At 70.6% G+C, this 26,847-nt stretch carries 23 protein-coding genes and 1 tRNA gene; 11 read left to right on the top strand and 13 right to left on the bottom strand.

All coding sequences use genetic code 11. The features are described from left to right. Positions 1-21: 21 nt before the first annotated feature. The 3 genes from ACFYM0_RS24270 to ACFYM0_RS24280 all read right to left on the bottom strand — a co-directional run bounded on the left by ACFYM0_RS24270 (position 22) and on the right by ACFYM0_RS24280 (position 3,068). The gene (locus ACFYM0_RS24270) at positions 22-1,695 is read right to left on the bottom strand and encodes a polyamine aminopropyltransferase (RefSeq protein ID WP_388504723.1); all 1,674 of its coding nucleotides are present in this window, start codon (positions 1,693-1,695) and stop codon (positions 22-24) included. Positions 1,696-1,864: 169 nt separating this feature from the next. Further along, a complete protein-coding gene (locus ACFYM0_RS24275) occupies positions 1,865-2,446 on the bottom strand; it encodes a DUF2617 family protein (protein WP_388504725.1) in 582 nt (193 codons plus the stop codon). 376 nt (positions 2,447-2,822) lie between these two features. Further along, entirely contained in the window at positions 2,823-3,068 is a 246-nt protein-coding gene (locus ACFYM0_RS24280; protein WP_388504728.1) for a hypothetical protein, read from the bottom strand. A 138-nt stretch (positions 3,069-3,206) separates the two neighbouring features. On the opposite strand from ACFYM0_RS24280, the gene ACFYM0_RS24285 reads away from it, so the two are divergent. Both ACFYM0_RS24285 and ACFYM0_RS24290 read left to right on the top strand, forming a co-directional pair. Beyond that, positions 3,207-4,391: a pyridoxal phosphate-dependent aminotransferase gene (locus tag ACFYM0_RS24285; RefSeq protein ID WP_388504730.1), complete on the top strand. Its 1,185-nt coding sequence runs from the start codon at positions 3,207-3,209 to the stop codon at positions 4,389-4,391. 134 nt (positions 4,392-4,525) lie between these two features. Then, positions 4,526-5,704 (top strand): mannosyltransferase family protein, encoded by a 1,179-nt coding sequence (locus tag ACFYM0_RS24290; RefSeq protein ID WP_388504731.1) that lies wholly within the window; start codon positions 4,526-4,528, stop codon positions 5,702-5,704. A gap of 25 nt (positions 5,705-5,729) precedes the next feature. On the opposite strand, the gene ACFYM0_RS24295 is transcribed toward ACFYM0_RS24290, so the two are convergent. Beyond that, positions 5,730-6,287 (bottom strand): YbjN domain-containing protein, encoded by a 558-nt coding sequence (locus tag ACFYM0_RS24295; protein ID WP_327254071.1) that lies wholly within the window; start codon positions 6,285-6,287, stop codon positions 5,730-5,732. A 235-nt stretch (positions 6,288-6,522) separates the two neighbouring features. Then, positions 6,523-9,108, bottom strand: coding sequence for an ATP-dependent chaperone ClpB (gene clpB, locus ACFYM0_RS24300; RefSeq protein WP_388504733.1), 2,586 nt, complete (start codon positions 9,106-9,108; stop codon positions 6,523-6,525). A gap of 110 nt (positions 9,109-9,218) precedes the next feature. Between clpB and ACFYM0_RS24305 the strand changes: the two genes are divergently transcribed. Further along, positions 9,219-9,665 carry a pyridoxamine 5'-phosphate oxidase family protein gene (locus tag ACFYM0_RS24305; RefSeq protein WP_388504735.1) on the top strand — a complete coding sequence of 149 codons (447 nt, stop codon included), beginning with the start codon at positions 9,219-9,221 and terminating at the stop codon, positions 9,663-9,665. Positions 9,666-9,833: 168 nt separating this feature from the next. On the opposite strand, the gene ACFYM0_RS24310 is transcribed toward ACFYM0_RS24305, so the two are convergent. Next, complete coding sequence (locus tag ACFYM0_RS24310; protein ID WP_388504736.1) at positions 9,834-10,145, bottom strand: (2Fe-2S)-binding protein; 312 nt, start codon at positions 10,143-10,145, stop codon at positions 9,834-9,836. A gap of 282 nt (positions 10,146-10,427) precedes the next feature. Between ACFYM0_RS24310 and ACFYM0_RS24315 the strand changes: the two genes are divergently transcribed. Further along, positions 10,428-11,471 carry a helix-turn-helix transcriptional regulator gene (locus ACFYM0_RS24315; protein WP_388504739.1) on the top strand — a complete coding sequence of 348 codons (1,044 nt, stop codon included), beginning with the start codon at positions 10,428-10,430 and terminating at the stop codon, positions 11,469-11,471. Positions 11,472-11,648: 177 nt separating this feature from the next. On the opposite strand, the gene ACFYM0_RS24320 is transcribed toward ACFYM0_RS24315, so the two are convergent. The 4 genes from ACFYM0_RS24320 to dnaK all read right to left on the bottom strand — a co-directional run bounded on the left by ACFYM0_RS24320 (position 11,649) and on the right by dnaK (position 15,878). Then, the gene (locus ACFYM0_RS24320) at positions 11,649-12,101 is read right to left on the bottom strand and encodes a heat shock protein transcriptional repressor HspR (RefSeq protein WP_388504742.1); all 453 of its coding nucleotides are present in this window, start codon (positions 12,099-12,101) and stop codon (positions 11,649-11,651) included. 1 nt (position 12,102) lies between these two features. Then, positions 12,103-13,290 (bottom strand): molecular chaperone DnaJ, encoded by a 1,188-nt coding sequence (gene dnaJ / locus ACFYM0_RS24325; protein ID WP_388504745.1) that lies wholly within the window; start codon positions 13,288-13,290, stop codon positions 12,103-12,105. A 63-nt stretch (positions 13,291-13,353) separates the two neighbouring features. Further along, on the bottom strand, positions 13,354-14,028 hold the full coding sequence (gene grpE / locus ACFYM0_RS24330) for a nucleotide exchange factor GrpE (protein ID WP_388504747.1): 675 nt from the start codon (positions 14,026-14,028) through the stop codon (positions 13,354-13,356). Then, positions 14,028-15,878 (bottom strand): molecular chaperone DnaK, encoded by a 1,851-nt coding sequence (dnaK, locus tag ACFYM0_RS24335; protein WP_388504750.1) that lies wholly within the window; start codon positions 15,876-15,878, stop codon positions 14,028-14,030. The genes grpE and dnaK overlap by 1 nt, the downstream gene beginning before the upstream one ends. Positions 15,879-16,113: 235 nt before the next feature. Here dnaK and ACFYM0_RS24340 point away from each other — a divergent pair, with 235 nt between their 5' ends. Then, positions 16,114-16,656, top strand: a complete 543-nt coding sequence (locus ACFYM0_RS24340) for a sugar transferase (protein WP_388504753.1) — start codon at positions 16,114-16,116, stop codon at positions 16,654-16,656. A gap of 288 nt (positions 16,657-16,944) precedes the next feature. Further along, complete coding sequence (locus ACFYM0_RS24345; RefSeq protein ID WP_388504755.1) at positions 16,945-19,410, top strand: heterodisulfide reductase-related iron-sulfur binding cluster; 2,466 nt, start codon at positions 16,945-16,947, stop codon at positions 19,408-19,410. Positions 19,411-19,506: 96 nt separating this feature from the next. Here ACFYM0_RS24345 and ACFYM0_RS24350 read toward each other — a convergent pair whose 3' ends face one another. Continuing rightward, complete coding sequence (locus ACFYM0_RS24350; protein WP_388504758.1) at positions 19,507-20,568, bottom strand: hypothetical protein; 1,062 nt, start codon at positions 20,566-20,568, stop codon at positions 19,507-19,509. Between the two features lie 256 nt (positions 20,569-20,824). Here ACFYM0_RS24350 and ACFYM0_RS24355 point away from each other — a divergent pair, with 256 nt between their 5' ends. Beyond that, a complete protein-coding gene (locus tag ACFYM0_RS24355) occupies positions 20,825-21,751 on the top strand; it encodes a Yip1 family protein (RefSeq protein ID WP_388504761.1) in 927 nt (308 codons plus the stop codon). A gap of 111 nt (positions 21,752-21,862) precedes the next feature. On the opposite strand, the gene ACFYM0_RS24360 is transcribed toward ACFYM0_RS24355, so the two are convergent. Together ACFYM0_RS24360 and dcd are read right to left on the bottom strand one after the other, a co-directional pair. Then, positions 21,863-22,375: a phosphoribosyltransferase gene (locus ACFYM0_RS24360; protein WP_388504764.1), complete on the bottom strand. Its 513-nt coding sequence runs from the start codon at positions 22,373-22,375 to the stop codon at positions 21,863-21,865. Beyond that, on the bottom strand, positions 22,372-22,959 hold the full coding sequence (dcd, locus tag ACFYM0_RS24365; RefSeq protein WP_053675430.1) for a dCTP deaminase: 588 nt from the start codon (positions 22,957-22,959) through the stop codon (positions 22,372-22,374). Before dcd ends, ACFYM0_RS24360 begins: the two co-directional genes overlap by 4 nt. A gap of 454 nt (positions 22,960-23,413) precedes the next feature. Between dcd and ACFYM0_RS24370 the strand changes: the two genes are divergently transcribed. From ACFYM0_RS24370 to ACFYM0_RS24385, 4 genes are all read left to right on the top strand, one after another. Next, positions 23,414-23,484 (top strand) — tRNA-Gly (locus ACFYM0_RS24370). 216 nt (positions 23,485-23,700) lie between these two features. After that, the gene (locus ACFYM0_RS24375) at positions 23,701-24,477 is read left to right on the top strand and encodes a hypothetical protein (RefSeq protein WP_388504767.1); all 777 of its coding nucleotides are present in this window, start codon (positions 23,701-23,703) and stop codon (positions 24,475-24,477) included. A gap of 17 nt (positions 24,478-24,494) precedes the next feature. After that, on the top strand, positions 24,495-25,670 hold the full coding sequence (locus ACFYM0_RS24380) for a sensor histidine kinase (protein WP_388504770.1): 1,176 nt from the start codon (positions 24,495-24,497) through the stop codon (positions 25,668-25,670). After that, a complete protein-coding gene (locus ACFYM0_RS24385; protein WP_388504773.1) occupies positions 25,667-26,359 on the top strand; it encodes a response regulator in 693 nt (230 codons plus the stop codon). Before ACFYM0_RS24380 ends, ACFYM0_RS24385 begins: the two co-directional genes overlap by 4 nt. The last annotated feature ends 488 nt before the right edge of the window (positions 26,360-26,847 follow it).

Consider the following 26,847-nt stretch of genomic DNA (forward strand, 5'->3'; position numbering starts at 1 on the left):
ACCCCGGCACACCTGCCCCGGCTACGAGTACCTCGGGTGCGGCAGCGTCGACGGCGGGAGCCCCGCCACCCGGGTGCGCTCCGTGTCCCGGGCCGCGTCGGCCAGGGACCGCGTGGACAGGGAGCGCAGGGCGGGCGTCTCCCGGTCCACCCGCAGCCGGGGCACGTCCTCGCGGGCCGCCAGGACGAAGCCCCAGTCCTGCGGGAGCGCCGCGGCGGAGGCGGAGGCCGCGCCGAGCACCCGGTCGGGGCCGGCGGCGAAGCCCGAGAGGCGGCCGCCCGCGCTGTAGGGGGCGGTGCGCAGGCCGGCCGCGCGCAGGGTGGCCTCGACGGTCCAGTAGGTACGGGGCCTGGTGCCGGGCGGCCCCGCGTGGACGGCGAACCGCCCGCCGGGGCGCAGGGCCCGCGCGGCCAGCCCGTAGAACTCCTGCGAGTACAGCTTCGTGCTGGGGGTGATCCCGGGGTCCGGCAGGTCGGAGACGATGACGTCGAAGCGGTCCCGGGAGGCGGGTGCGCGCAGCCAGCGGAAGGCGTCCTCGGTGACGACGCCGAGGCGCGGATCCTCGTACGCCCGCCCGTTCAGCGCGGAGAGCATCGGGTCCGTCCGGGCGAGCCGTACGACTCCGGGGTCCAGCTCGACGACGGTGACGGAGGCGACGTCGCGGTAGCGCAGCACCTCGCGGGCGGCGAGGCCGTCTCCGCCGCCGAGGACCAGGACGCGGGTGTGCGGACCGGTCATCGCGGGGTGCACGAGGGCCTCGTGGTAGCGGTACTCGTCGTAGCCGCTGACCCGCAGGCGGCCGTCGAGGAAGAGCTCGAGGGAGCGCGGGGATCCGGTCGGAGGGCCGGTGAGGACGAGTTCCTGGACTCCGGTCTGGACGGCGACGCGGACCTCGCCGCCGTAGACGGCGCGGCGGGCGACGCGTTCGAAGTCGTCGGCGAGGACGGTGGCGCAGCCCAGGACGGTGAGGACGGTGACGTTGACGCCGATGAGCAGCCAGCGGGCACGGCGGCTCAGGTCCCGGCGGAACAGCCACAGGACGAGGCCGCCGCCGGCGATGACGTTGACGGTGCCGGTGAACATGGCCCCGGTGAGCTGGCCGAGGACGGGCAGCAGCAGGAAGGGGAAGGCGAGGCCGCCGACGAGGGCGCCGACGTAGTCGGCGGCGAACAGGTCGGCGACGGCGCCGCCCGCGTCCTGTCTGCGGATGCGCTGGATGAGGACCATCAGGAGCGGGATCTCGGCGCCGATGAGCACGCCGATGGCGAAGGAGAAGGCGACGAGCGCGGGCCGGGACTCCCCTAGCCAGGCGAAGCTGGCGTAGAGCGCTATGGCGGAGAGCCCGCCGAGCAGGGCGAGGCCCGCCTCCACGAGGGCGAAGCCGAAGGCGGGGCGGGCGCGCAGGGCCTTGGCGAGCAGGGATCCGACGCCCATGGCGAAGACCATGACGGACAGCACGACCGAGGCCTGGGTGACGGAGTCGCCGATGAGGTACGAGCCGAGGGCGAGCAGCTCGAGTTCGTATACGAGCCCGCAGGCGGCGCAGACGAACACGGTGGCCAGGACGAGGAGTCGGCCGGTCCTGGGCCGTACCGGCAGGACGGCCTGGACGCGGCCCACACCGCGCGGCTCCGGAGCCGGGGGGCGGCGCCACCGGGTGCGAAGCACCCCGCGCGGGGTGGAACGGTCGATCATGAAGCGAACCGTACGTCACCGCCTGCTCGCATCCGGTCACCCACATGGGTGTAAGTGGCGCACTGGTTCGGGCAGTTGGCGTAACCGTCCGGCAACTCCGCTACTCCGCACCCCCCGGGCACCCCGGGCACCCCGGGCACCCCGGGCACCCCGGATCGGCGCCGGCGGTCTAGATCAGCACCGGCGACTCCATGGTCGCCTCCGCGGCGGCGGCCACCGCGCCCGTACCCGCACCCGTCGGACCGGCCGCCCGTACGCCGACCCGGGTCCGGGTGGCCACCAACTGCCCTTCCTGCGGGTACGCGTGCCAGGTCCGCCAGCGCACCTGGCCCTCGTAGCGCTGCGCGAGCATGGCGGTGAAGGCGTGCGGGCTGCCGGGGAAGGTCCCGGCGAGCCCGTTCGGGTGGTCCGCGACCAGCGCGAGCAGCTCCTGCGCCCGCCCGGCGAAGGAGCCGCGCGAGAGGTTCTCGACCCGCGCGGCGAACTCGTACTCCCAGTCGCCGACGCGCTTGGCCACGCCGAGCGGAAGCGGGGTGCTGCTGCCGGGCATACAGGCGACGGTTTCGGAGCAGAGCACGTCGCCCTCCTCCAGGAGTACCTGATGGGAGGCCCCGAGCAGGCGCAACTCCACTTTCGCGCCACCCAGTTCGAGGTTCAGTACGGCCAGGGCGGGCAGCCGCTCCCGACCCAGGGCCCAGGCGAGATCGGCGGCACGCGTGTCGGTATAGGTGGTCTGGAGGGTCGTGAGCATGAGTCGGCTCCGCAAACGCGCGAGGGAGATGGGCCGGGGCCCGCCAGCGGTAGTCAACGGGTGGGGGGACACCGGCACGGGTCCACAGGAAGTCCAGGGAGGTCCGAGGACTGGTCTACTCAACCGAGGGAATCATGAAAGGCACGGCACTCACAGCGTTTTTACCCAAGTTGCAGGGGTTTACATCCCCTCGGGGGCTACACAGTTCACGTGTTCAACGACATGCCGCCCGTACGCCGTAATGCGCGGCCGTGACGTCCGAACAAGAAGACGCCCGACGGAAGTTGTGCCCGGCGGGCGCCTCACCTATGCGGGAAGCGGTACGAAGGCGGTCCGGAGGCGGAAGCCATCGTCCACGGATCCATGCTCCCCCGAGTCAGCTGGAACCGCATCCTCCGCCGCCGCAGGACGAGGAGGACGAACCACAGCTGGAGGAGGACGAACCACAGCTGGACGAGGAGGAGCCGCACGAGGAGGAGGAACCTGCTGAGCCGCTCCCGGCCCACCAGCCCGCGTCCCCGCTGCCGCCGCCCCGGCCCCCGCCGCCCCCACGTCCGGCCTTGACCGCCATCACGACGATCGCCACGACCACCACCACGAAGATCACGATTCCGAGGATCATCCCCCGACCCCTCTCAGCTCCCCCGGTTCCCCGGGGTGCGGGATCCCCTGTCGTCCCGCGTGCTGGGGGGATGCCCGCGGCCTACGCGGCCCAAAGCACACTTGAGCAAGTCCAGAGCTTCCCCGCAGGATTGCGCCCATGAGCGATCCCGAACGCAGCAACGGCCCCGCCCGCCCCTTCCTCAACCGCAAGCTGGCGGCCTTCGGCACGACGATCTTCGCGGAGATGTCCGCCCTGGCCACCGCCACCGGGGCGATCAACCTCGGCCAGGGTTTTCCCGACACCGACGGCCCCGCCGAGATCGCCGAGGCCGCGGCGCGCGCGATCCGGGACGGCCGGGGCAACCAGTACCCGCCGGGCCCCGGCGTCCCGGAGCTGCGTACGGCGATCGCCGCCCACCAGCAGCGCTTCTACGGCCTCGCTCACGACCCCGACACCGAGGTGCTCGTCACCGCCGGAGCCACCGAGGCCATCGCGGCCTCGCTCCTGGCCCTGCTGGAACCGGGTGACGAGGTCATCGCCCTGGAACCCTTCTACGACTCCTACGCCGCCTGCATCGCGATGGCCGGGGCCGTCCGGGTGCCGCTGACCCTGCGCGCCCCCGATTTCCGCCTCGACGTGGACGCGCTGAGGGCCGCGGTCACCCCCCGCACCCGCCTCCTGCTCCTGAACACACCGCACAATCCGACGGGCACCGTCCTGACCCCCGCCGAGCTGGCCGCGGTCGCGGAGCTGGCCGTCTCCCGCGACCTGCTGGTCATCACGGACGAGGTGTACGAGCACCTGGTCTTCGAGGGTGCCCACACGCCGCTGGCGAGCCTGCCGGGCATGCGCGAGCGCACGGTCACCATCTCCTCCGCCGGCAAGGCCTTCTCCTTCACGGGCTGGAAGGTCGGCTGGGTGACGGGGACGCCCGAGCTGGTCACGGCGGTCCGCTCGGCGAAGCAGTTCCTGACGTACGTGTCCTCGGGCCCGTTCCAGTACGCGATCGCCGAGGCCCTCGACCTCCCGGACGCGTACTACGACTCCTTCCGCGCGGACCTGGCCGCCAAGCGCGACCTCCTCTCCGACGGCCTCGCGGCGGCCGGCTTCGAGGTCTTCCGCCCGCAGGGCACCTACTTCGTCACCACCGACATCACCCCGCTCGGCGAGCGCGACGGCCTCGCCTTCTGCCGGGCCCTGCCGGAACGCTGCGGAGTGGTGGCCATCCCGAACCAGGTCTTCTACGACGACAAGGCCGCCGGGGCCAGCCACGTCCGCTGGGCCTTCTGCAAGCGCACCGACGTCCTGGAGGAGGCGGTGGAGCGGCTGCGGCGGCTCTGAGCCGGGCGCGGACGCGGGACGCGGACGTCGGACGCGACGGGCCGGGGTCGATCCCCGGAGGCCCGGCGGCCCTGGCGTCGTAGTGTTCCTCCATCGTGGCGACCCCGACCGGGAGCCCCAGAAGGACGGGACGCATGGCGACGGAAACGCTGTCGAACGGCGCACGGCCCGCGCGGCGCACCAGCCGGTCCGGCCGGATCCCGGGCTCCGTCCTTGCGCTCGGGGTGTACGCGGCCCTGCGCGGGGCCGGGGTGCTGGCGGTCGCCGTGGCGGCCTGGTGGACCGGGCGCAGCCCCGTACGGGTGCTCGGGGAGTCCTGGGACTCCGTCTGGTACCTGCGGATCGCCGAGTACGGGTACGGGCGGACCCAGATCTATCCCGGCATCGGGTCCGTACAGAGCGATTCCGCGTTCTTCCCGCTCTACCCCACCCTGATCCGCTGCGCCTCCGCCCTGCTGCCCGGCTCCCTCACCGTCGCCGCGCTGGCCGTGGCCTGGATCGCGGCGGGCGCGGCCGCCGTCGGGGTGTACCGGGTCGGGGAGCACCTGCTGGGGGCCCGCGCCGGGGTGCTGCTCGTCGCGCTGTGGGCCGTACTGCCGCACGCCCTGATGCTGACCCTGGCCTACACCGAGCCCCTGCTGGCGGCCTTCGCCGCCTGGGCCCTGTACGCCCTGCTGCGCGGCCGCTGGGGCTGGGCGGCGGGGCTCGCCGTCCTCGCGGGGCTGACCCGGCCCACCGGCATCGCGGTCGCCGCGGCCGTGACGGCGGCCGCCGCGTACGAGATCTGCCGGCGCCGGGGCCGCGCGCCCGCGGCGGTGTGGGCCGCGGGGCTGGCCGCTCCCGCGGGCTGGGCCTCGTACGTCCTGCTCGTCGGCGTGCGCCGGGGGGATCCGCTCGGAGGCTACTTCGCCGTCCAGAGCGGCTGGGGCTCGCGCTTCGACTTCGGCGCGGGGGCGCTGCGCTCCGCGCGGCACGCGCTGTCCGGCATCGGGCAGGTGGAGCTCGCCACGACCGTGACGGTGGTCCTGCTGACGTCCGCGCTGGTGCTCGCCGGACTACTGGCGGCCGATCGGAGGATCCCGCTGCCGCTGCTCGTGTACACGGGCGTGCTGCTGGTGATGACTTACGGCGGCGCGGGCTTCTTCGAATCGAAGCCGCGCTTCCTGCTGCCCGCGTTCCCGCTGCTGCTGCCGGCCGTGGCCCTCATGGCGAAAGCCCGGCCGCGCACCGCGGTCGTGGTGACCGTGGTGCTGGCCGGGCTCTCGTACGGATACGGGCCGTACCTGCTGCTCGTGTCCGGAGTGGCGCCGTGAGGGGTGGGACGCGGACCGCGAGGACCTAGTTGGTCTCGCTGTCGCCGTCTTCGCCTTCGCCGTCGGCCTTCTCGTCGGCGGAGTCGACTTCCTTCTCCAGGCCGAACTGCTCGACGAGCCACTTGTCGAACTCGATCGACGCGCGGACCCAGCTGACCGTGGAGGACACGAAGTGCTCCAGGTTCACGCCGGTGCCGATCAGCATCTGCGCCTCGCCGATCAGGCGGACGGAGCCGTCGTCGTGCGTGTGGCTGTAGACCTTGGGCCACAGCGTGCGGCGGTTCCAGTCGTCGATCGACTCGAGGAGCTGAGCCTTCTCTTCGATCTTGTGCGGGCGGTCGTAGAACGTCCGCACGGAGAAGACCTGCTGCTCGTCCTCACCGCGGAACATGAAGTACGTGCGGAAGTCCTCCCACGGCGCCGCGAGGTCGCCCTCGTCGTCGACGACGTACTTGAGCTCCATCTGCTCCAGGAGCTGCTTGACCAGATCCTGGTCGGGGACGACGGGGCCCGCCGGTCCTGTGGCCTGCGGATCGGGCTGCTGCCCTCCGAAGTTCGGAATCGAGGCCGGGTCGATGCTCACCGTGTGACTTCCCTTCGTGCGGATGCGGCCATCCTCCCCCATCGCGCCCACCCCGTGTCCACCCCGGAAGGGCCCGATCCGCGCAGGGCGGACAGGAGTATGGCCCGGGTAAGCCGGGCCCCGGGGATTCCGGGACCCGGCTGAGGCGGTATTGCGGCGGATTGCCGCGCCTTGTCACTCCGGGTGACGGGACCGGGTGGCCGGTGACGGGACCGGGTGGCTCGGGACCGGGTGGCTACAGCGCCTTGCCCACCAGCAGGCCGTCGCCCGCCACGGAGACGCGGACGGTGTCGCCGTCGCGGATCTCGCCCGAGAGGATCTCCTTGGCCAGGCGGTCGCCGATGGCCGTCTGGATCAGGCGGCGCAGGGGGCGGGCGCCGTACGCCGGGTCGTTGCCCTTGTCCGCCAGCCAGGCCAGGGCCTCGGGAGTGACGTCCAGGGCCAGGCGGCGTTCGGCGAGCCGCTTGGCGAGGCGGCCGATCTGGAGCTCGGCGATGTGGGCCAGCTCGGCCCCGCTCAGGGCGGAGAAGACCACCAGGTCGTCGAGGCGGTTGAGGAACTCCGGCTTGAAGGTGGCCCGCACCACGTCCAGGACCCGGGCCTTCTTCTCGTCCACAGCTGTGGACGGATCCATGAGGAACTGCGACCCCAGGTTCGAGGTCAGGATCAGGATGGTGTTGCGGAAGTCCACGGTGCGGCCCTGGCCGTCCGTGAGGCGGCCGTCGTCGAGGACCTGGAGCAGGACGTCGAAGACCTCGGGGTGGGCCTTCTCGACCTCGTCCAGGAGGACGACGGAGTACGGGCGCCTGCGGACGGCCTCCGTCAGCTGGCCGCCCTCCTCGTAGCCCACGTAGCCGGGCGGCGCGCCGACGAGGCGGGCCACGCTGTGCTTCTCGCCGTACTCCGACATGTCGATGCGGATCATGGCCCGCTCGTCGTCGAAGAGGAAGTCCGCGAGGGCCTTGGCCAGCTCCGTCTTGCCCACGCCGGTCGGCCCGAGGAAGAGGAACGAGCCGGTCGGCCGGTCCGGGTCCGCGATGCCCGCGCGGGTGCGGCGCACGGCGTCGGAGACGGCGCGCACGGCCTCGCCCTGGCCGATCAGGCGGCGGCCCAGCTCCTCCTCCATGCGCAGGAGCTTCTGGGTCTCGCCCTCCAGGAGGCGGCCGGCCGGAATGCCCGTCCAGGCGCCGACCACGTCCGCGATGTCGTCCGGGCCGACCTCGTCCTTGACCATGGTGTCCCTGGAGACCTCGGCCTCGGCCTCGGTGGCCTCCGCGAGCTCGTGCTCCAGGGCCGGAATCTCTCCGTAGAGGAGCTTGGAGGCGGTGTCGAAGTCCCCGTCGCGCTGGGCGCGCTCGGCCTGGCCGCGCAGGTCGTCCAGGCGCTCCTTGAGCTCGCCGACCCGGTTGAGGGACTGCTTCTCCTTCTCCCAGCGGGCGGTGAGGCCCCGCAGGTCCTCCTCCTTGTCCGCGAGGTCCTTGCGGATCTTGTCGAGGCGTTCGCGCGAGGCCGCGTCGGACTCGTTGTTCAGGGCCAGCTCCTCCATGCGCAGGCGGTCGACCGAGCGCTGGAGCTCGTCGATCTCCAGCGGGGAGGAGTCGATCTCCATGCGGAGCCGGGACATGGACTCGTCGACGAGGTCGATGGCCTTGTCGGGCAGGAACCGGGAGGTGATGTAGCGGTCGGAGAGGGTGGCCGCGGCGACGAGCGCGCTGTCGTTGATGACGACCTTGTGGTGGGCCTCGTAGCGGCCCTTGAGCCCGCGCAGGATCGCGATGGTGTCCTCGACGCTCGGCTCCGCCACCAGCACCTGCTGGAAGCGGCGCTCCAGCGCCGGGTCCTTCTCGATCCGCTCGCGGTACTCGTCGAGGGTGGTCGCGCCGACCATGCGCAGCTCGCCGCGGGCCAGCATGGGCTTGAGCATGTTGCCCGCGTCCATGGAGGAGTCCCCGCCGGCGCCCGCTCCGACGACCGTGTGCAGCTCGTCGATGAAGGTGATGATCTGGCCGTCGCTGGACTTGATCTCCGCGAGGACGGTCTTGAGCCGCTCCTCGAACTCGCCGCGGTACTTGGCACCGGCCACCATCGCGCCGAGGTCCAGGGAGACCAGCCGCTTGTTCTTCAGGGACTCGGGGACGTCACCCTTGACGATGCGCTGGGCCAGGCCCTCGACGACGGCGGTCTTGCCGACGCCGGGCTCGCCGATGAGCACCGGGTTGTTCTTCGTACGGCGCGAGAGCACCTGGACGACGCGGCGGATCTCGTGGTCACGGCCGATGACCGGGTCGAGCTTGCCCTCGCGGGCGGCCGCCGTGAAATCGGTGCCGAACTTCTCCAGGGCCTTGTACTGGCCCTCGGGGTCGGGGGTGGTCACCCGCCGCCCTCCTCTTGCGTTCTCGAAGGCCTCGCGCAGCTTCTTCGCGGTCGCGCCCTGTGCGGAAAGGAGCTCACCGGCCGCGCCGCCCTTGGCGGCGATGGCGATGAGTAGGTGTTCGGTGGAGAGGTACTCGTCGCCGAGCTTCCCGGCCTGCGCGTCGGCCTCCGCCAGTACGGCGAGCAGCTCGCGGGTGGGCTGCGGGGGCGCGACCGTGGAGCCCGTGACGCTGGGCAGCGCGGCCAGCAGACGGTCCGCCCCGGCGCGTACGGCGGCCTGGTCGGCGTCGGTCGCGGCGAGCAGATCGGTGATGTTCTCGTTGTCCTCGCCGGCGAGCAGCGCCAGCAGCAGGTGCGCGGGCGTCAGATCCGCGTGCCCGTCCTTGACGGCCCTGGTCGTGGCCGCGTTCAGCGCGTCCCGGCTCCTGTTGGTCAGCTCCGCATCCACGGGCGGCTTCTCCCTTCCTGCTTCGGTTCCCTACTGCGTGTGCTTTACATGAGCAACCTGCACAAAGTTGAGTCTATTCCACTCAAGGTGGCGCGACGTACCCTTCGCGCATGTCGACTCCCATCCCGGCCGGCACGGCCCGCCCGACCCAAGACGTACTCAACCCGACGCCGGAGTACCTCGCCTTCTGGCGGGAGCGGCACATCTGCACGCTGACCACGCACCGTCCCGACGGCAGCCCGCACGTGGTCCCGGTGGGCGTGACCTACGACCCGGAAGCCGGCCTGGCACGGGTGATCAGCAACAAGAACAGCAAGAAGGTCCGCAACGTGCTGGCGTCGCAGGGCGGCCCGCAGGGCGGGGCCCGGGTGGCGGTGTGCCAGCTGGAGGGGCGACGCTGGGCGACCCTGGAGGGCCGCGCGGTGGTCCGTACGGACGAGGCCGCGGTCGCGGAGGCGGTACGGCGCTACGCGGAGCGGTACGGGCGCACGCCCTCGCCGAACCCGGACCGGGTGGTCGTGGAGATCGCCCTGGACCGGGCCATGGGGCGCGCGTAGCCGGCGGCGCCCGGTCCGGCGATGTCCGGTCCGGCCGTGGCCCGTTCGATGATGTCCGGTTCAACCACTGGACACGGACATCACAGCGACGCCATCGTGGTCAGGTCCACGATGGCGTCGCTGTGTGGGGGTAGTGCCTGAGCGATCTGCGACGACAGGGGAATCGCTTCAGGCACTGCGGGGGGTGGCGGCGGAGTCGGGCTCGAAAAGTTGGTGATCACGCTGGTCCAGATTGACGAAGACCATGCCGTACCGGATCTCGCAGCGGACGGGCTGCGGCGCGCCCCGGGGACGACGCAGACAGCGGTAGGCGCGGACGTCCTCGTCCTCTTCCCGCACCACGATGATGGGCTGGCCGAAGAGGGTGACCTTCAGCGAGTCACCGGCGTAAGGAATGGCACTCGTGAGATCGATGAACTGCCAGCCGGAGCGGTAGGCCGATGCCATTTCACGGCGGAATCCGTGGTCGTCGGGGGTCATCAGGAAACCCGCGCAGGGATGGTTTCCCAGCCGAAGTCGTTCCCGACCTTCTTCTCGGCCGGTGCAATCGCACTGGTACCAGCGCTTCCCGTGTCCCCGTTGACGGCGGCGACTGCCCCAAAGATCGCGACGACGGAGAAAACAACGGCAAGCGCCGAGCGAAGCATTCTCTTATACATGGTCGGCTTCGTCCTCACTTGATGGAATCTTCTCCCCCGCACTGACAGACGATGGCTCATTCAGGCACGTCAGTGCCACAGGGACGATGCATCATGTTCTTACATGTTCAGGACCCTGGGGGGTGGAGATTTGCCGCAAAGCACAACAAACCCGACGCATCACCACCCCGTCACGGAGATGTGCGCCGAGGGAACCCGACTGTACGCAGCGGCCCTGAGCGCCGGCCGCGTCGCCCGCGGCGAAGTCAAGAACGCCCCCTGCCTGCTCGAATTCGCTCTGCTGCGCCCCGACCCGGACGACGCGAACCAGCTGCGCGCGGTTCCCCCGTCCGTCGCACTCGCCCAACGGCTCCACCCGATCGAGCGCGAGATCCAGGACCGCAGGCGAACCGCCGTGGATCTCACCGACGCTTTCGAGCCGTTCCTCGCCCTCAGCGCCCAGAGCCCCGCCAACACCCACGCCATCACGGTGCTGGAGGGACTCGACCAGATCAACGCCGCCATCGACCTGGCCACCGCCGAGTGTCACACCGAGGCCCTGACCGTCCAGCCGGGCGGCGCCCGGCCGACTTTCAGTCTCAGCCAGTCCCTGGAGCGGGCCTCGCCGATGATCGACCGCGGGGTGAAGATCCGCACGCTCTACCAGCACACCGTGCGGCACAGCCAGGGCACGCTCGCCTACGTGGACAGGATCTCCACGGGCAAGGTGGAGATCCGCACGCTGGAAGAGCTGATCGAGCGTCTCATGATCTTCGACCGGACGGTGGCCTTCATCCCCGCGAGTCACGACCGGCGGGTGGCCCTGGAACTGCGGCACCCCGGGCTGATCGAGTACCTCATCAAGGTCTTCGAGCAGCTGTGGCGCAGGGCCGTGCCGCTGAACGACAAGGTCACGTACACGCACAGCCCGGACGGGATCTCCGGAGTGCAGCGCACCATCGCCCACCTCCTCATCGAGGGGCACGTCGACGAGGCCATCGCCCGGCGGCTGGGCATGAACGTGCGGACCTGCCGCGCGCACATCGCCAAACTGGCCACCGCCCTGGGCAGCGGCAGCAGGGCCCAACTGGGCTACCTCATCGCCGAATCCGGCATCCTGCACGACTCGGGCCCCGGAGACGCCGAGGGGCCGCTGGAGCCGCGCTGACGGACGCTCGGTGACGCTGAGGGGCGCGGACGGGTGGTGGGAGCGGGTGGGGACGGATACGGCCGGCGGACACGCGCAAAGGCCCCGCCCAGGCCCTTCGGGAAGGGTCCGGGCGGGGCCCGCGCACAAGGGGGCGTCCCGCCGGCGTACCGGCGTACGGGTCCTGCCGGGGCCCGCTCAGTCCAGCGGGCGCTTCGGCGCCGGCCGCCAGACGACCAGGGCACTGCCCGGCTGCGGAGCCTGGTACGGGACCAGGTCGCGCCGGTACGAGGCGTGCACCTGGGCCTCGCGCTGCCGGAGGACGGCCGCGGCTCCGTCGACGGCCGTCGAGAGCTCGGCCACGCGCTGCTGGAGCGCGGCGACCTGGTTCTCCAGCTCGATGATCCGCTTGATGCCGGCCAGGTTGATGCCCTCTTCCTGGGACAGCGCCTGCACCGTGCGGAGCAGTTCGATGTCACGGGCCGAGTAGCGCCGGCCGCGCCCGGCCGTACGGCCCGGGGAGACCAGGCCGAGGCGGTCGTACTGGCGCAGGGTCTGCGGATGCAGGCCCGAGAGCTGGGCGGCCACCGAGATCACGTAGACCGGGGTCTCATCGGTGAGCTGGTAGTGGCTCCTGCGGCGGCCGTCCATGTCATGCTCCCTTCGCGGACTCGAACAACGCGGAACGCGGGTCCTCGGACTCCGTCGCCTCGCGGTACAGCTCCATGGCCTCGCGGGCCTTGTCGTTCAGCTCGGTCGGGACCGCCACCTCCACCGTCACCAGCAGGTCGCCGCGGGTGCCGTCCTTGCGGACCGCTCCCTTGCCGCGGGCCCGCATCGTGCGGCCGGCCGGGGTGCCCGGGGGCAGCTTCAGCGTCACCGAGGGGCCGTTCAAGGTCGGGACCTTGATGTCGGCTCCCAGCGCCGCCTCCGCGAAGGTCACCGGAACGGTCACCGTGAGGTTGTCGTCCTTGCGGCCGAAGACCGGGTGCGCGTCCACGTGCACGACCACGTACAGGTCACCGGCCGGGCCGCCGCGCTCGCCCGGAGCTCCCTTGCCGCGCAGCCGGATCCGCTGGGAGTCGGAGACCCCCGCCGGGATCCGGACCTGCATGGTCCGGGAACTGCGGGCCCGCCCGCTGCCCTTGCAGATGTCGCACGGGGTCTCGGCGATGAGGCCGCGGCCCTTGCAGTCCGCGCAGGGGTCGGTCAGCGAGAAGCCGCCGCCGCTGCCGCGCGAGACCTGACCGGTGCCGACGCAGGTCGGGCACACGCGGGGCGTGCCGTTCTTGTCGCCGGTGCCCGAACAGGCCTTGCAGGGAGCCTGCGAGGACATCCGGAGCGGGACCGTGGCCCCGTCCACCGCCTCCGTGAAGGAGAGGGTGACCTCCGATTCGATGTCCTGCCCGCGGCGCGGCTGGGTACGGGTGCCCGCACCCGCACCGGCGCCGCCGCGGTTGAACAGGCCGCCGAAGACGTCGCCCAGGCCGCCGCCGCCGAAGCCGCCGCCCGCCCCGCCCTGCGGCTGGCCTCCGAAGAGGTCGCCGAGGTCGAAGTTGAACGAGCCGCCGCCCCCGCCGGGACCGGGGCGGAAGCCGCCGTTCCCGAACAGGGCGCGGGCCTCGTCGTATTCCTTGCGCTTCTTCGGGTCGCCGAGGATGTCGTTCGCCTCGGAGATCTCCTTGAAGCGCTCCTCGGCCGAGGAGTCGCCCTTGTTGGCGTCCGGGTGGAACTCGCGGGCGAGCTTCCGGTACGCCTTCTTGATCTCGGCCTCGGTGGCGTCCTTCGGGACACCGAGGACCTTGTAGTAGTCCTTCTCGACGAAGTCCTTCGTGCTCATCCCCGGTGTCCCTCCTCTCGCGCTACTTCTTGTCCTGCATGTCGTGCAAAGGGCGGCTCAGCGTCAGCCCTTGTCGGGGGCATCCGCGTCCTCGTCCGACGAGTCGGCCGCGGACGCGCCCTCCGCCGCCTCGGACTTCGGCGCCGTGCCCGGCTGGGGCTCGGCCACCGCGACCCGCGCGGGACGGATCGTACGCTCGCCGATGCGGTACCCCGGCTGCAGGATCGCCACGCAGGTGTCCTCGGTGACGTCCGGCGCGTACGAGTGCATCAGTGCCTCGTGGATCGTCGGGTCGAAGGGCTCGCCCTCCTTGCCGAACTGCTGCAGGCCCATCTTGGCCGCGGCGGTCTCCAGCGATTCGGCCACCGACTTGAAGCCGCCGACCAGTTCGCCATGTTCCCGCGCCCGGCCGATGTCGTCCAGGGTCGGGAGGAGCTCCGTCAGGAGGGACGCGACCGCGATCTCCTTGACGGCGATCCGGTCCCGCTCCACCCGGCGGCGGTAGTTCTGGTACTCCGCCTGGAGCCGCTGGAGGTCCGCGGTGCGCTCGCCGAGCGCGGTACGGGCCTGGTCCAGCTGGGCCAGGAGAGCGACATCCTGTGCTGCTCCGGAGTCCCCGGCCGGGGCCGCGGCCTCCTCCTTGGAGGAAGCTGCGGCCTTCGGCTCGGCGGCGTCGTCAGGCGCGGCGTCGGCGGGGACTTCGGGCTTCTCGTCGAAGCCCGGGGTCTCCTCCGACATCAGGCAGCGCCACCCTTCGGCTTCTCGTCGTCGACGATCTCGGCGTCGACGACGTCGTCGTTGGCGTCGGCCTGGCCGGCGTCACCGGTCGGCGCGCCACCGGCGGCCTGGGCGGCCTGGGCGTCGGCGTAGATCGCCTGGCCGAGCTTCTGGCTGACGGCACCGAGCTTCTCGGTCGCGGTGCGGATCTCGGCGGCGTCCTCGCCCTTGAGCTTTTCCTTCAGCTCGGCGATGGAGGCCTCGACCTCTTCCTTGACGTCGGCCGGGACCTTGTCCTCGTTGTCCTTGACGAACTTCTCCGTCTGGTAGACGAGCTGCTCGCCCTGGTTGCGGGACTCGGCCGCCTCCTTGCGGCGGGAGTCCTCGTCCGCGTACTGCTCCGCCTCCTGGCGCATGCGGTCGACCTCGTCCTTGGCGAGGGAAGAGCCGCCGGTGACGGTCATCTTCTGCTCCTTGCCAGTGCCCAGGTCCTTGGCAGTGACGTGCATGATGCCGTTCGCGTCGATGTCGAAGGAGACCTCGATCTGCGGGACGCCACGCGGGGCCGGCGGCAGGCCGGTCAGCTCGAACATGCCGAGCTTCTTGTTGTACGCCGCGATCTCGCGCTCGCCCTGGTAGACCTGGATCTGCACGGACGGCTGGTTGTCCTCGGCCGTCGTGAAGATCTCGGACCGCTTGGTCGGGATCGTGGTGTTGCGCTCGATGAGCTTGGTCATGATGCCGCCCTTGGTTTCGATACCCAGGGACAGCGGGGTCACGTCGAGGAGCAGGACGTCCTTGACCTCACCCTTGAGAACGCCCGCCTGGAGGGTCGCGCCGAGGGCGACGACCTCGTCCGGGTTGACGCCCTTGTTGGCGTCCTGACCGCCGGTGAGCTCCTTGACGAGCTCGGCGACGGCCGGCATGCGGGTGGAGCCGCCGACCAGGACCACGTGGTCGATCTCGGACAGGTTGATGCCCGCGTCCTTGATGACGTTGTGGAACGGGGCCTTGCAGCGGTCGAGCAGGTCCGCGGTGAGCTGCTGGAACTGCGAGCGCGTGAGCTTCTCGTCCAGGTGCAGCGGGCCCTCGGCGGAAGCCGTGATGTAGGGCAGGTTGATCGAGGTCTCCGTGGAGGAGGACAGCTCGATCTTCGCCTTCTCGGCGGCCTCGCGCAGACGCTGGAGCGCCATCTTGTCCTTGGACAGGTCGACGCCGTGGCCGTTCTGGAACTGCTTCACCAGGTAGTCGACGACGCGCTGGTCCCAGTCGTCGCCACCGAGGTGGTTGTCACCGTTGGTGGCCTTCACCTCGACGACGCCGTCGCCGATCTCCAGGAGGGACACGTCGAAGGTGCCGCCACCGAGGTCGAAGACGAGAATGGTCTGGTCGTCCTTGTCGAGGCCGTAGGCCAGGGCGGCGGCCGTCGGCTCGTTGACAATACGCAGGACGTTCAGGCCCGCGATCTCGCCGGCCTCCTTCGTCGCCTGACGCTCGGAGTCGTTGAAGTAGGCCGGGACGGTGATGACCGCGTCCGTGACCTTCTCGCCCAGGTACGCCTCGGCGTCGCGCTTCAGCTTCTGCAGGATGAAGGCGCTCATCTGCTGCGGGTTGAAGTCCTTGCCATCCAGGTTGATCTTCCAGTCAGTGCCCATGTGGCGCTTGACGGAGCGGATGGTCCGGTCCACGTTCGTGACCGCCTGGCGCTTGGCCACCTCGCCGACGAGGACCTCGCCGTTCTTGGCGAAGGCGACGACGGACGGCGTGGTCCTGGCGCCTTCGGCGTTGGTGATGACGGTGGGCTCTCCGCCTTCCAGAACGCTGACGACGGAGTTAGTGGTGCCCAGGTCGATGCCGACCGCACGTGCCATTTTGATTCCTCCAGCTGACTTGAGTGGAACAGACTCAAGAGTGCCGCACCGCTCGGCGGGTGTCAACAGAGGTGAGTCGAGGGGGCTCAACCTTTAGGCTGCGCTTACGCGCAACCGCCGCGCCGCCCGGGCGACCGGGCGCCCACGGGCAAGATCCGGCGGGGCCGCACCCGAACGGGGCACCACGGCCGCGCGGCACCGCCCCGCCGCCGGAGCCGTACGGCACGGTGCAGGCATGCCTCTGCTGCTACGCCTCCCCGCCCGGCCAGGGCCATGGCCATGGCCGGCCAGGCCTTCGGCCAAGCGGGTGCTCGACCTCGCCGGAGCGGCGTTCCTGATCGGGGTGCTGCTCGTACCGCTGCTGCTGACCGCCGCCCTGCTGTACGCGACCCAGGGCGCGGGCGTCCTCGTAAGCGAACCGGCGGCGGGCCTGGCCGGGCGGCCTTACCGGGCCTGGCGGCTGCGCGCGGGGAAGGGCCGGGTCGGGGCGGCGCTGGAGCGGTGCTCGCTGGACCGGCTGCCGCAACTGCTCAACGTCGTGCGGGGCGAGATGTCGCTGGTCGGGCCGCGACCCGGAAACAGCGCGTCGGACCGGCCCGAGCGGCTCCTCGTACGGCCCGGGATGACCGGACTGTGGCAGGTGAGCGCACGTTCGGACCTGCCGTGGGAGGAGATGGACCTGCTGGACCGGCACTATGTGGAGAACCACTGGCTCGGGATGGACCTGGCGATCCTCGCGCAGACCCCGCGGGCGGCCTGGCGGCACGGGCGGCTCTGAGGCGGGAACCGGGCGGGGACTCGGCGGGACGCGGCGCGGACTCGGCGAGGACCCGGCGGGGACTCGGGCGAGGACCCGGCGGGGACTCGGGCGAGGACCCGGCGGGGACGCGGGCGAGGACCCGGCGGGGACTCGGGCGAGGACCCGGCGGGGACGCGGCCCGTCGCGGCGGGGGCGAGCGACGCAGATCACCGCGCGCTCGGCTACATTGCGGCGTCGGGACTGGGTAACCTCAAGCCTTGACTGGATAAGTTACCGCTTAGTAAGTGCCGCCCGAGGAGCCTTCCCATGCAACTCGCCGCGATCATCGTGTCGCTGGTCCTGACCGTGGTCGGCGTCGCGCTGCTCGCCCGAGCCGTGGCGCAGATCTACCGCTTCGTGAAGCTCGGACAGCCCGTACCGGCCGGCAGCCGTACGGACGACCCGAAATCCCGAACGATCACCCTGGCCCGGGAGTTCCTCGGCCACAGCCGGATGAACCGCTGGGGCCTCGTCGGCTTCGCGCACTGGTTCGTCGCGATCGGCTTCCTGACCCTGCCGCCGACGCTGCTGCAGGCGTACGGCCAGCTCTTCCAGGCCGACTGGGTGCTGCCGATCGTCGGCGGCTTCCTGCCCTTCGAGCTCTACATCGAGTTCATCGGCCTGATGACCGTGCTCGGCATCCTCGTCCTGATGGGGATCCGTCTCGCCTCGCTGCCCTCGCGGGCCGGCCGCAAGTCGCGCTTCGCGGGCTCGAAGGCCTGGCAGGCGTACTTCGTCGAGTACATCATCCTGACCATCGGCCTCGCGATCCTGTGCCTGCGCGGCCTCGAGGGCGCGATCCACCACGTGGACTCGTACGAGCCGGCGTACTTCGTCTCGTACCCGCTGGTGCTGGCCTTCAAGGGCATGTCGCTCGGCGCGCTGCAGAACGCCATCTACCTCACCGCGATGATCAAGATCGGCACCTCGCTGATCTGGATGATCGTCGTTTCGCTGAACACCAACATGGGTGTGGCCTGGCACCGCTTCCTCGGCTTCCCGAACATCTGGTTCAAGCGCAACGCCGACGGCGCGGTCGCGCTGGGCGCGCTCCAGCCCATGACCAGCGGCGGCAAGGTCATCGACTTCGAAGACCCGGGCGAGGACGACGTCTTCGGCGTCTCGCAGGTCGAGCAGTTCTCGTGGAAGGGCATCCTCGACTTCTCCACGTGCACCGAGTGCGGCCGCTGCCAGTCGCAGTGCCCCGCCTGGAACACGGGCAAGCCCCTCTCCCCCAAGCTCCTGATCATGTCGCTGCGCGACCACGCGCACGCCAAGGCCCCGTACCTGCTGGCCGGCGGCGGCAAGGACATGGAGGGCAACGAGAAGGCCACGCCGGAGCAGCTGGCCAACGTCCCGGCCGCGGCCCTCGCCGAGGCCGAGCGCCCGCTGATCGGCACGGCCGAGGAGAACGGGGTCATCGACCCCGACGTCCTGTGGTCCTGCACGAGCTGCGGCGCGTGCGTCGAGCAGTGCCCGGTGGACATCGAGCACATCGACCACATCGTCGACATGCGGCGCTACCAGGTGATGATCGAGAGCGCCTTCCCGAGCGAAGCCGGGACGATGCTCAAGAACCTGGAGAAGAAGGGCAACCCCTGGGGTCTGGCCAAGAAGCAGCGCGTCGAGTGGACCAAGGAGGTGGACTTCGAGGTCCCGATCATCGGCAAGGACGCGGAGGACCTCTCCGAGTTCGACTACCTCTACTGGGTCGGCTGCGCCGGTGCCCTCGAGGACCGGGCGAAGAAGACCACGAAGGCCTTCGCCGAGCTGCTGAACATCGCGGGCGTCAAGTTCGCGATCATGGGCGGCGACGAGAAGTGCACGGGTGACTCCCCGCGCCGCCTGGGCAACGAGCCGCTGTTCCAGCAGCTGGCCCAGGAGAACGTCGCGATGCTGAACATGGCGTTCGGCGAGGATGACGAGGACCCGGAGACCAAGAAGCCGAAGTCGGCGAAGCGGATCGTCTCCACCTGCCCGCACTGCTTCAACACCATCGCGAACGAGTACCCGCAGCTGGGCGGTGAGTACGAGGTCATCCACCACACGCAGCTGCTCCAGCACCTGATCGACGAGGGCCGGCTCACGCCGGTCACCCCGGTCGACGGGCTGATCACGTACCACGACCCGTGCTACCTGGGCCGGCACAACAAGGTCTACACGCCGCCGCGCGAGATCATGTCGGCCGTGCCGGGCCTGCGCCAGCAGGAGATGCACCGCCACAAGGAGCGGGGCTTCTGCTGTGGCGCGGGTGGCGCGCGGATGTGGATGGAGGAGCGGATCGGCAAGCGCATCAACAACGAGCGCGTCGAGGAAGCCCTGTCCCTGAACCCGGACATCGTCTCCACCGCCTGCCCCTTCTGCCTCGTCATGCTCACCGACTCGGTGAACGGCAAGAAGAACGACGGCCAGGCGAAGGAACACGTCACGGTGGTGGACGTGGCGCAGCTGCTGCTGGACTCGGTGAAGACGCCGGAGCCCGTCGCCGAGCCCGAGGTCGAGGCGGAGCCGGAGCCGGTGGTTGAGGCGGAGCCGGCCAAGGAGCCGGTGAAGGAGCCGGAGCCGGCCAAGGAGCCGGTGAAGGAGCCGGAGCCGGCGGCTGAGGTGGAGGCGTCCGAGCCGAAGGCCGACACCCCGGCGGAGCCGGCGGCGGAGCCCGCGGCCGAGGCCGAGGCGCCCGAGCCGAAGGCGAAGACCCCGGCGGAGCCGGAGAGCGACGCCGAGGCGAAGTAGGCCGCGCAGCACCGAACGCTGAACGCCGGAACGGCCCGTCCCCCGTGGGGGCGGGCCGTTCCGGCGTACGGGGTCGGGGTCCGGGGCGGAGCGCGGTCAGGACCGCTCGCTCCGGCTGCGGCGCAGCATCGCGAAGCCCAGCCCGGCCGCACCCACCGCGGCCATGCCCCCGCCGGCGGCCAGCAGCAGCGGGGTCTGCGTGTCGGTCTCCGCCGCCACCGGGACCATGCCTTCGGCGCCCGCCTTCACTCCACCCTTGGGCACGACCCGCTCCACGGCCTTCTTCTCGACCTTCTCGACCTTCTCGACCGGCTTGACGGGCTTGACGGGCTTGGTGCCGCTCTTGGCGACCTTGTACGTCTCGATCAGCTTGCCGCTGGTGAAGTCGTAGACCCAGCTGTTGCCACCGCTCTTGCCGTCGATGACGACGAACTTCACGCGCTTCCCGTCCCGGACGAGCTTGTACGTCCAGCCGTCGTTCGTCGCGCTCGGGTGCTTCAGGTCGATCGTCCCGAAGACGTTCCCGTTCGGCATCGACAGCTCGACGCGCTTGCCGTTCGGGCCGTCGATCAGCCGCGCGTTGCGCCCGTCGGGCATGGCGACCTGAACGGAGTTCTCCTGCTTCTCGACCGGCTTCGGGGTCGGCTTCGGTTTCTCGACCGGCTTCTCGACCGGCTTGGTCGCGCCCTCGACCCACGAGGTGACGGTGCCGTTCGGCTGGAGGACCACGTGCAGCCCGTTGTTCTGGCCGTAGGCCGGCCGGCCGCCCTTGCTGACCAGAGTGTCCAGCTTGGTGCCACCCGCGAAGATGTCGGCCTCGAAATGGCCGTCGCCGAACTTGTAGATCTTCGCGACCGAACCGTCGGCCAGCTTCACGGTCGTGACGTAGTCCCGGACCGAAGGATTCACGGGCGGCGTGGTCGGCGGGACGGTCGGCGGCGTGGTGGGCTGGACGCTCGGGTCCACCTGCGGCTGCTGCGGATCCACCTGCGGCTGCTGCGGGTCCACGGACGGCTGCTCGACGCCGGGCAGGTCCTGCGGGTCCGGTACTGCCGGGGAATCCGCGAATGCGGACCCCACCGGAAGGGCGAGGACGGCGGCCGCACCGGCCACGACTGCGGCGGTACGGAGGGTGGTACGACGGTGCGGACTACGCATGACGGGGCTCTTCTCGTGCTCGTTCGTGCTTCGTGGCGGTGGCTACGTCTACGAAGCTACGGAGCCGGTATGTCCGTATTCCGTCGGAGATGTAACAGGAATCAGCAGACTGCCGCGCAGCCACGTAACCCACCCGGAAACCACCCCGAGAAGCCCCTCCAGGTACCCCCTAGGGGATGTCACAGCTCAGCCGCAAAGGGGGCTTCTTCCCCCGGCCCGGCCACCCGGTCGCCCGGGAGCGGGTACTTTCGATCACGTGGCTGGATTCAGGATCGGACGCGGCCGGGACAACAACCGCACCCCGCAACAACCCCCGCGGCAGCAGCCGTACGGTCAGCAGCAGGCGCCCCAGGCGCCGCCGCCGTACGGCCAGCAGCCCTACGCCCCCCAGCAGTGGCCGCAGCAGGCCGCTCCCGGGGGCCACGGCGAGCCCGAATACTTCGACCCGCACGGCGGCAACGCCGGCCAGGGCCAGGGATACGGCTACGGCCATCCCCCCGGCCCGGGTCCGGGCCAGGGAGCCGGCGGCCCGGGCGACTCCCCGGGCTACACCCAGGCCTTCTCCATCGGCGAGGACCCGTACCCGTACACCCAGGGCGGGACCTACCAGGCGGGCGGGGCCCAGGCCGCCGCCCCCACCGGTCCGCGGCTGCCGTGGAAGGAACTGCTCCGCGGCATCGTGACGCGCCCGGGCCAGACCTTCCTGCAGATGCGCGACTACGCCGTCTGGGGGCCGGCGCTGATCGTGACCTTCCTCTACGGCCTCCTCGCCGTCTTCGGCCTCGACGACACCCGCAACGACGTCATCAACGCCACCCTCCCCAACGCCTTCCCCATCGTGCTCTCTGCGGGCGTGGCCTTCGTGATCTGCGGCCTGGTCCTCGGCGCCGTCACCCACACGCTGGCCCGCCAGCTGGGCGGCGACGGATCCTGGCAGCCCACGGTGGGCCTGTCGATGCTGGTCATGAGCCTGACGGACGTACCGCGCCTGCTGTTCGCCATGTTCCTGGGCGGCGACAACATGCTCGTCCAGATCCTGGGCTGGGCCACTTGGGTGGCGGCCGGCGCGCTGTTCACCGCCCTGATCAGCAAGTCGCACGACCTGCCGTGGCCGAAGGCCCTGGGCGCGTCGGCGATCCAGCTGATCGCACTGCTGTCGATCATCAAGCTGGGCACGATCTAGCGGACGCGCACAGGCGCACACGCGCACGCAAGGAGGGGCCCGTCGCACGAGAACCGTGCGGCGGGCCCCTCCTCACACAACGGGACGACTGAACGACGGGCCGACAGGGCCTCAGGCGTCGAGAACCTGTCCCTCACGCCTCACGACGGGCGGTTCGACCGACCAGGGGAAGTTGACCCACTCGTCGGTCTTCTTCCACACGTACTCGCACTTCACGAGCGAGTGGGACTTCTCGTAGATCACGGCGGACCGGACCTCGGCGACGTGCCCGAGACAGAAGTCGTGGACGAGCTTGAGCGTCTTGCCCGTATCGGCGACGTCGTCGGCGATCAGCACCTTCTTGGCGGTGAAGTCGATCGCCTCGGGCACGGGCGCCAGCATGACCGGCATCTCCAAGGTGGTCCCCACCCCGGTGTAGAACTCCACGTTCACCAGATGGATGTTCTTGCAGTCGAGGGCGTACGCCAGCCCCCCGGCGACGAAGACGCCGCCCCGGGCGATGCTCAGGATGATGTCGGGCTCGTAGCCGTCGTCGGCGATGGTCTGCGCCAGCTCGCGCACGGCCCGGCCGAATCCCTCGTAGTCGAGGTTCTCGCGCACTCCGTCACTCACTCCGTCACTCATGCCTCGTGCCTCACCTGGGTCCGGTGGAAGTTCTGGAAGGACCGCGAAGCCGTCGGGCCGCGCTGGCCCTGGTACCGCGATCCGTACCGCTCGCTCCCGTACGGGAACTCCGCGGGCGAGCTGAGCCGGAACAGGCACAGCTGCCCGATCTTCATACCCGGCCAGAGCTTGATCGGCAGCGTGGCGAGGTTCGACAGCTCCAGCGTCACGTGCCCGGAGAACCCCGGGTCGATGAACCCGGCGGTCGAATGGGTCACCAGCCCCAGCCGGCCGAGACTGGACTTCCCCTCCAGTCTGGAGGCGATGTCGTCGGGCAGCGAGATGACCTCGTAGGTCGAGGCGAGCACGAACTCGCCCGGGTGAAGGATGAACGCCTCGTCACCGTCCGGCTCGACCATCCGGGTCAGATCGCTCTGCTCGGTGGCGGGGTCGATGTGGGCGTAGCGGTGATTCTCGAAGACCCGGAAGAACCGGTCGAGACGTACATCGATGCTGGAGGGCTGCACCATCGACTCGTCGAAGGGGTCGATGCGAACCCGTCCGCTGTCGATCTCGGCCCGGATGTCTTTATCAGAGAGAAGCACGTCCCGAGGATACGCAGAGCGCGCGGGCCGCCCCAATCGAGGCGGAACCCGCGCGCCGGTGTCTACCGCTTCGGCGCCGCTCCCACGGGCACGGCATGCCGCAGCCGCGCACAGCGCGGACACCGCAGCAGCCGTCCCGGCCCGATCCGGCCGGCACCGAGGTGCTGCAGCGGGAACGAAGCGGTGCTGAATACGTGCCCTTCGGCACAACGGACGACGGTGTGCTCCATCGAGTCCCTTTCCCCAACCAGCCGTACTGCGATGAATCGCCACATTAGGGGATGAACAAGACCCACTCCAGCCGCCGCTCCGCACGCACAAGGTACGCCCCAACTCCCGCCCCCACGACCCTCCGTGCACCCCGCACGCGACACCACCCCCAGGGCGAATTCACCAGGGGTCGATCATGGGGTAGGGTGAGAAACGATAGCGCTCCAGGCAACTGGATCACTGCGCGGATGTAGTTTAATGGTAGAACATGAGCTTCCCAAGCTTATAGCGCGGGTTCGATTCCCGTCATCCGCTCTTCTGCGAAGCCCCAGGTCAGCGACCTGGGGCTTCGTCGTTGTCTAGACCTATTCAGGAGTCGTGCACCACTAGCGCACCAGTGTCCCGCCCGGTGTCGGACCGTGGTCTGACACCGGGGCTGGGGAGAAGGGCATCGTCGGACCTGGGGCCGATGCCGGGAAGCGGACCGTGCTCCGACGCGGCGGGTCCCTTGCGGGCGGGATCGTTCACGGCATGACGACCATACGGAGCACACCCCTCGTAGACGACACCGCCGTCCCGGCGAAGGCCCGGCTGCTGCCGATGGAGTGGTCGGGCTTTCCCGGGCGTTGGGCGGGCGGGGTCTCGCTGGTCGCCGGGCCGCTACTCCTGGGCACCGGAGTCCTGTTGAGACTTCCGTTCCACTTCTTCTACCCCGAGCAGCTCGCCGCCCGCGTCGAGCACCCCGGCCTGATCGCGGCCTCCTACGGCGCCTTCGCCGCCGGAACCGTCCTGCTCTGGCCCGCCCTGGCCGCACTCGCCTCCCGCATCGGCCACCGCAGCCCCGGACTGGCCCTGTGGGGCGGGATCTTCGGCGTCCTCGGGCTCTTCGCCCGGACCTTCCACGTCGGCGTGGACCACCTCGCCTTCCAGCTCGCCGACCGACAAGGCGCCGAGGCCGCAACCCGGTTCGTAGGCGAGACGTACGGCGCCTTCCACATCTTCAGCGCCCTCAACCTTGCGATCATGGGCGGCTGGCTGCTCCTCGCCATCGGCGCCTGGCGGGCCCGGATACTCGGCCGGGTACGCGCCCTCGCCCTCGCGGCGGCCGCCGCGCTGCCGCTCGGCGTGCTCAAGGGCACCACTCCGCTGTCGGTCGTGGCTGTCGCCGGACTCTGCGTCGCCCTCGTCCCGCTGGGTGTCACCGTCCTTCGCGACGGCCCGGCACCGCGCCGGGCCGCCGTACTGTGCTGGACCGCCGCGGTGATCACGGCCCTCGCGGTCATGACCGTTGCCGGTCGGGTTGGTTGACGATGTACGGTCGGGCCATGCGTCTCCTCCGGCGACCGCACGACAGCCGTCTCCTCGCACTCGACGCGACAGCCGCGATCCTGATCGCTGCCACGTACGCCGGCTTCGCCCGGATGTCCGGCAGCGTCACCCAGCCCGCCTACACCGGACCGGTGTGGGCGGGCCTGCTCGTGGCCGCAGCGGTCGGCCTCCCGGTCGCGGGCCGCCGGCGGTGGCCCGTGCCGGCCGCGCTGACGGCCGTTGCCGGAGCCGTCGCCGCCACCCTCCTGGACATCACGCGCGAGCCGTACCTCGCGGTCGGCCTCACCCTCTACGCGGTCGCCCTCACCCGGGCCCCGCGCCACTCCGTACCGGTGCTGGCCGCCACACTCGCCGCTTCGGCGGCTGCCGTGCTCACCGGGGAGGCCGTGGTCACCCCGGCCGAGAGCTGGAGCGGGGCGGCCGGTGTCGCCGCCATCGTCTGGCTGGTCCTGGGCGGCGGCTGGGCGGCGGGCTTCGCGGTGCGCGCCCGCAGGGCCCGGGAAGCGGACCACGCCGCCCGCCACACCGAACGTGCCATCGTCGAGGAGCGTCTGAGGATCGCACGCGAGTTGCATGACATCGTGTCGCACAGCCTCAGCCTGATCGCCGTGAAAGCGGGCGTCGCCGGTCACGTCGCCCAGCACCGCCCGGAGGAGGCTGTGGACGCCCTGCGTGTCATCGAGCAGACCAGCCGCGCCGCCATGACCGACATGCGACGCGCCCTTGGCGTGCTGCGCGCCGACGCCGGCGCCGTCGACGTACCGCTGGGCCCGACGCCCGGCATCGACGCCCTCCCCCTACTGGCCGATCAGGCCCGACGGGCCGGCGTGGCGGTGGAGCTCGCGGTCCGGGTCCCGGACGAAGGTCTGCCCGCCGGAATCTCGTTGGCCGTTCACCGGATCGTCCAGGAGTCCCTCACCAACGCGGTGAAGCACGCGGCTCCCGCACGCTGCCGGGTGACGGTCGAGGCGGACCCCCGCGAGGTGCGCATCGATGTCACGGACGACGGCGTCCGCGGCCCCGACCGCGCGCCGCCGGGCGGGCACGGCCTGGTGGGCATGCGGGAGCGAGCGATGACGTACGGCGGGACATTCAGCGCGGGCCCTCGTACCGAGGGTGGCTTCATGGTCTCCGCCCGCCTGCCCCGGGACGGCGCGAGGAGGACCGAATGACCGACGCGACCCGGGTACTCGTCGTCGACGACCAGGTGTTGCTGCGGGGCTCCTTCCGGATCCTCGTCGACAACGAGCCCGGTCTCACCGCCGTCGGAGAGGCGGGTGACGGGACCGAAGCCATCGAACTGGCCCGCCTGCACCGACCGGACGTGGTCCTGATGGACGTTCGGATGCCCGTCATGGACGGCATCGAGGCAACCCGGCAGATCTGCGGCTCCCCGGAGACCGCCGGGGTACGGGTGCTGATCCTGACCACGTTCGACCTCGACGAGTACGTCTACGCGGCCCTACGGGCCGGTGCCTCCGGCTTCCTCCTCAAGGACGCCCCTCCGGCAGAGGTTCTGGCCGCCATCCGGGTCGTCGCCGCCGGTGACTCCCTGCTGGCTCCGTCCGTCACGCGCCGCTTGATCGAGGACTTCACCAGCAGGCGTGACCCGGCCCCGAGCCGGGGTCCCGCCCCGCTGACGGGAGTGACGGAGCGGGAGCGCGAGGTCCTCGAGCTGATCGCGCGGGGCCTGTCGAATGACGAGATCGCGGCGCGTCTGCACCTGAGCATGGGCACGGTGAAGACCCACATCGGCCGCCTCCTGGCCAAGCTGGGCGCCCGCGACCGCGCCCAGCTGGTGATAGCGGCGTACGAGTCCGGAGTCGTGTCGGCCTCCGACGGTGGCCTGGGAGCGCGCTGAGAGACGGCCCTGACCCACGCAGGTACCAGAACGCTGCCGCCTGAACATCCACTCGGCGAGCAGGACCAGAACACTGCGGCTCTCCGTGCGGCCGGCCCGTGCCCTATCCGTGCCCTTCCGAGCGGTGAACAGCGGTCGATACGGGTACGGGCAGCCCCTCGCGAAAGGGTGTTCGGCGGGCTATCTGCGCAGGTCAGACGTCATACGAATGTCTTGCGCGGCATAGATTCCCAAGCTTATAGCGCGGGTTCGATTCCCGTCATCCGCTCTTCTACGAAGCCCCAGGTCAGCGACCTGGGGCCTTCGTATTGTCTAGACCTTTCCAATAGTCCCGCGCCAGGCCCGTGCCAGATGCCTTGGCTCTCATTGGCGCAGGGCCATGGCTCTCGCCTCAGTCCGGTATGAGCTCACCTCCGTCGCACAGCCGACCACGGCCGAGTTCGCCGGACGGCCCTTCATGACCGAGGCCCTGCAGAGCGAGCTCGCCG

The organism is Streptomyces sp. NPDC006487, from assembly GCF_042870555.1.
Lineage (GTDB): Bacteria > Actinomycetota > Actinomycetes > Streptomycetales > Streptomycetaceae > Streptomyces.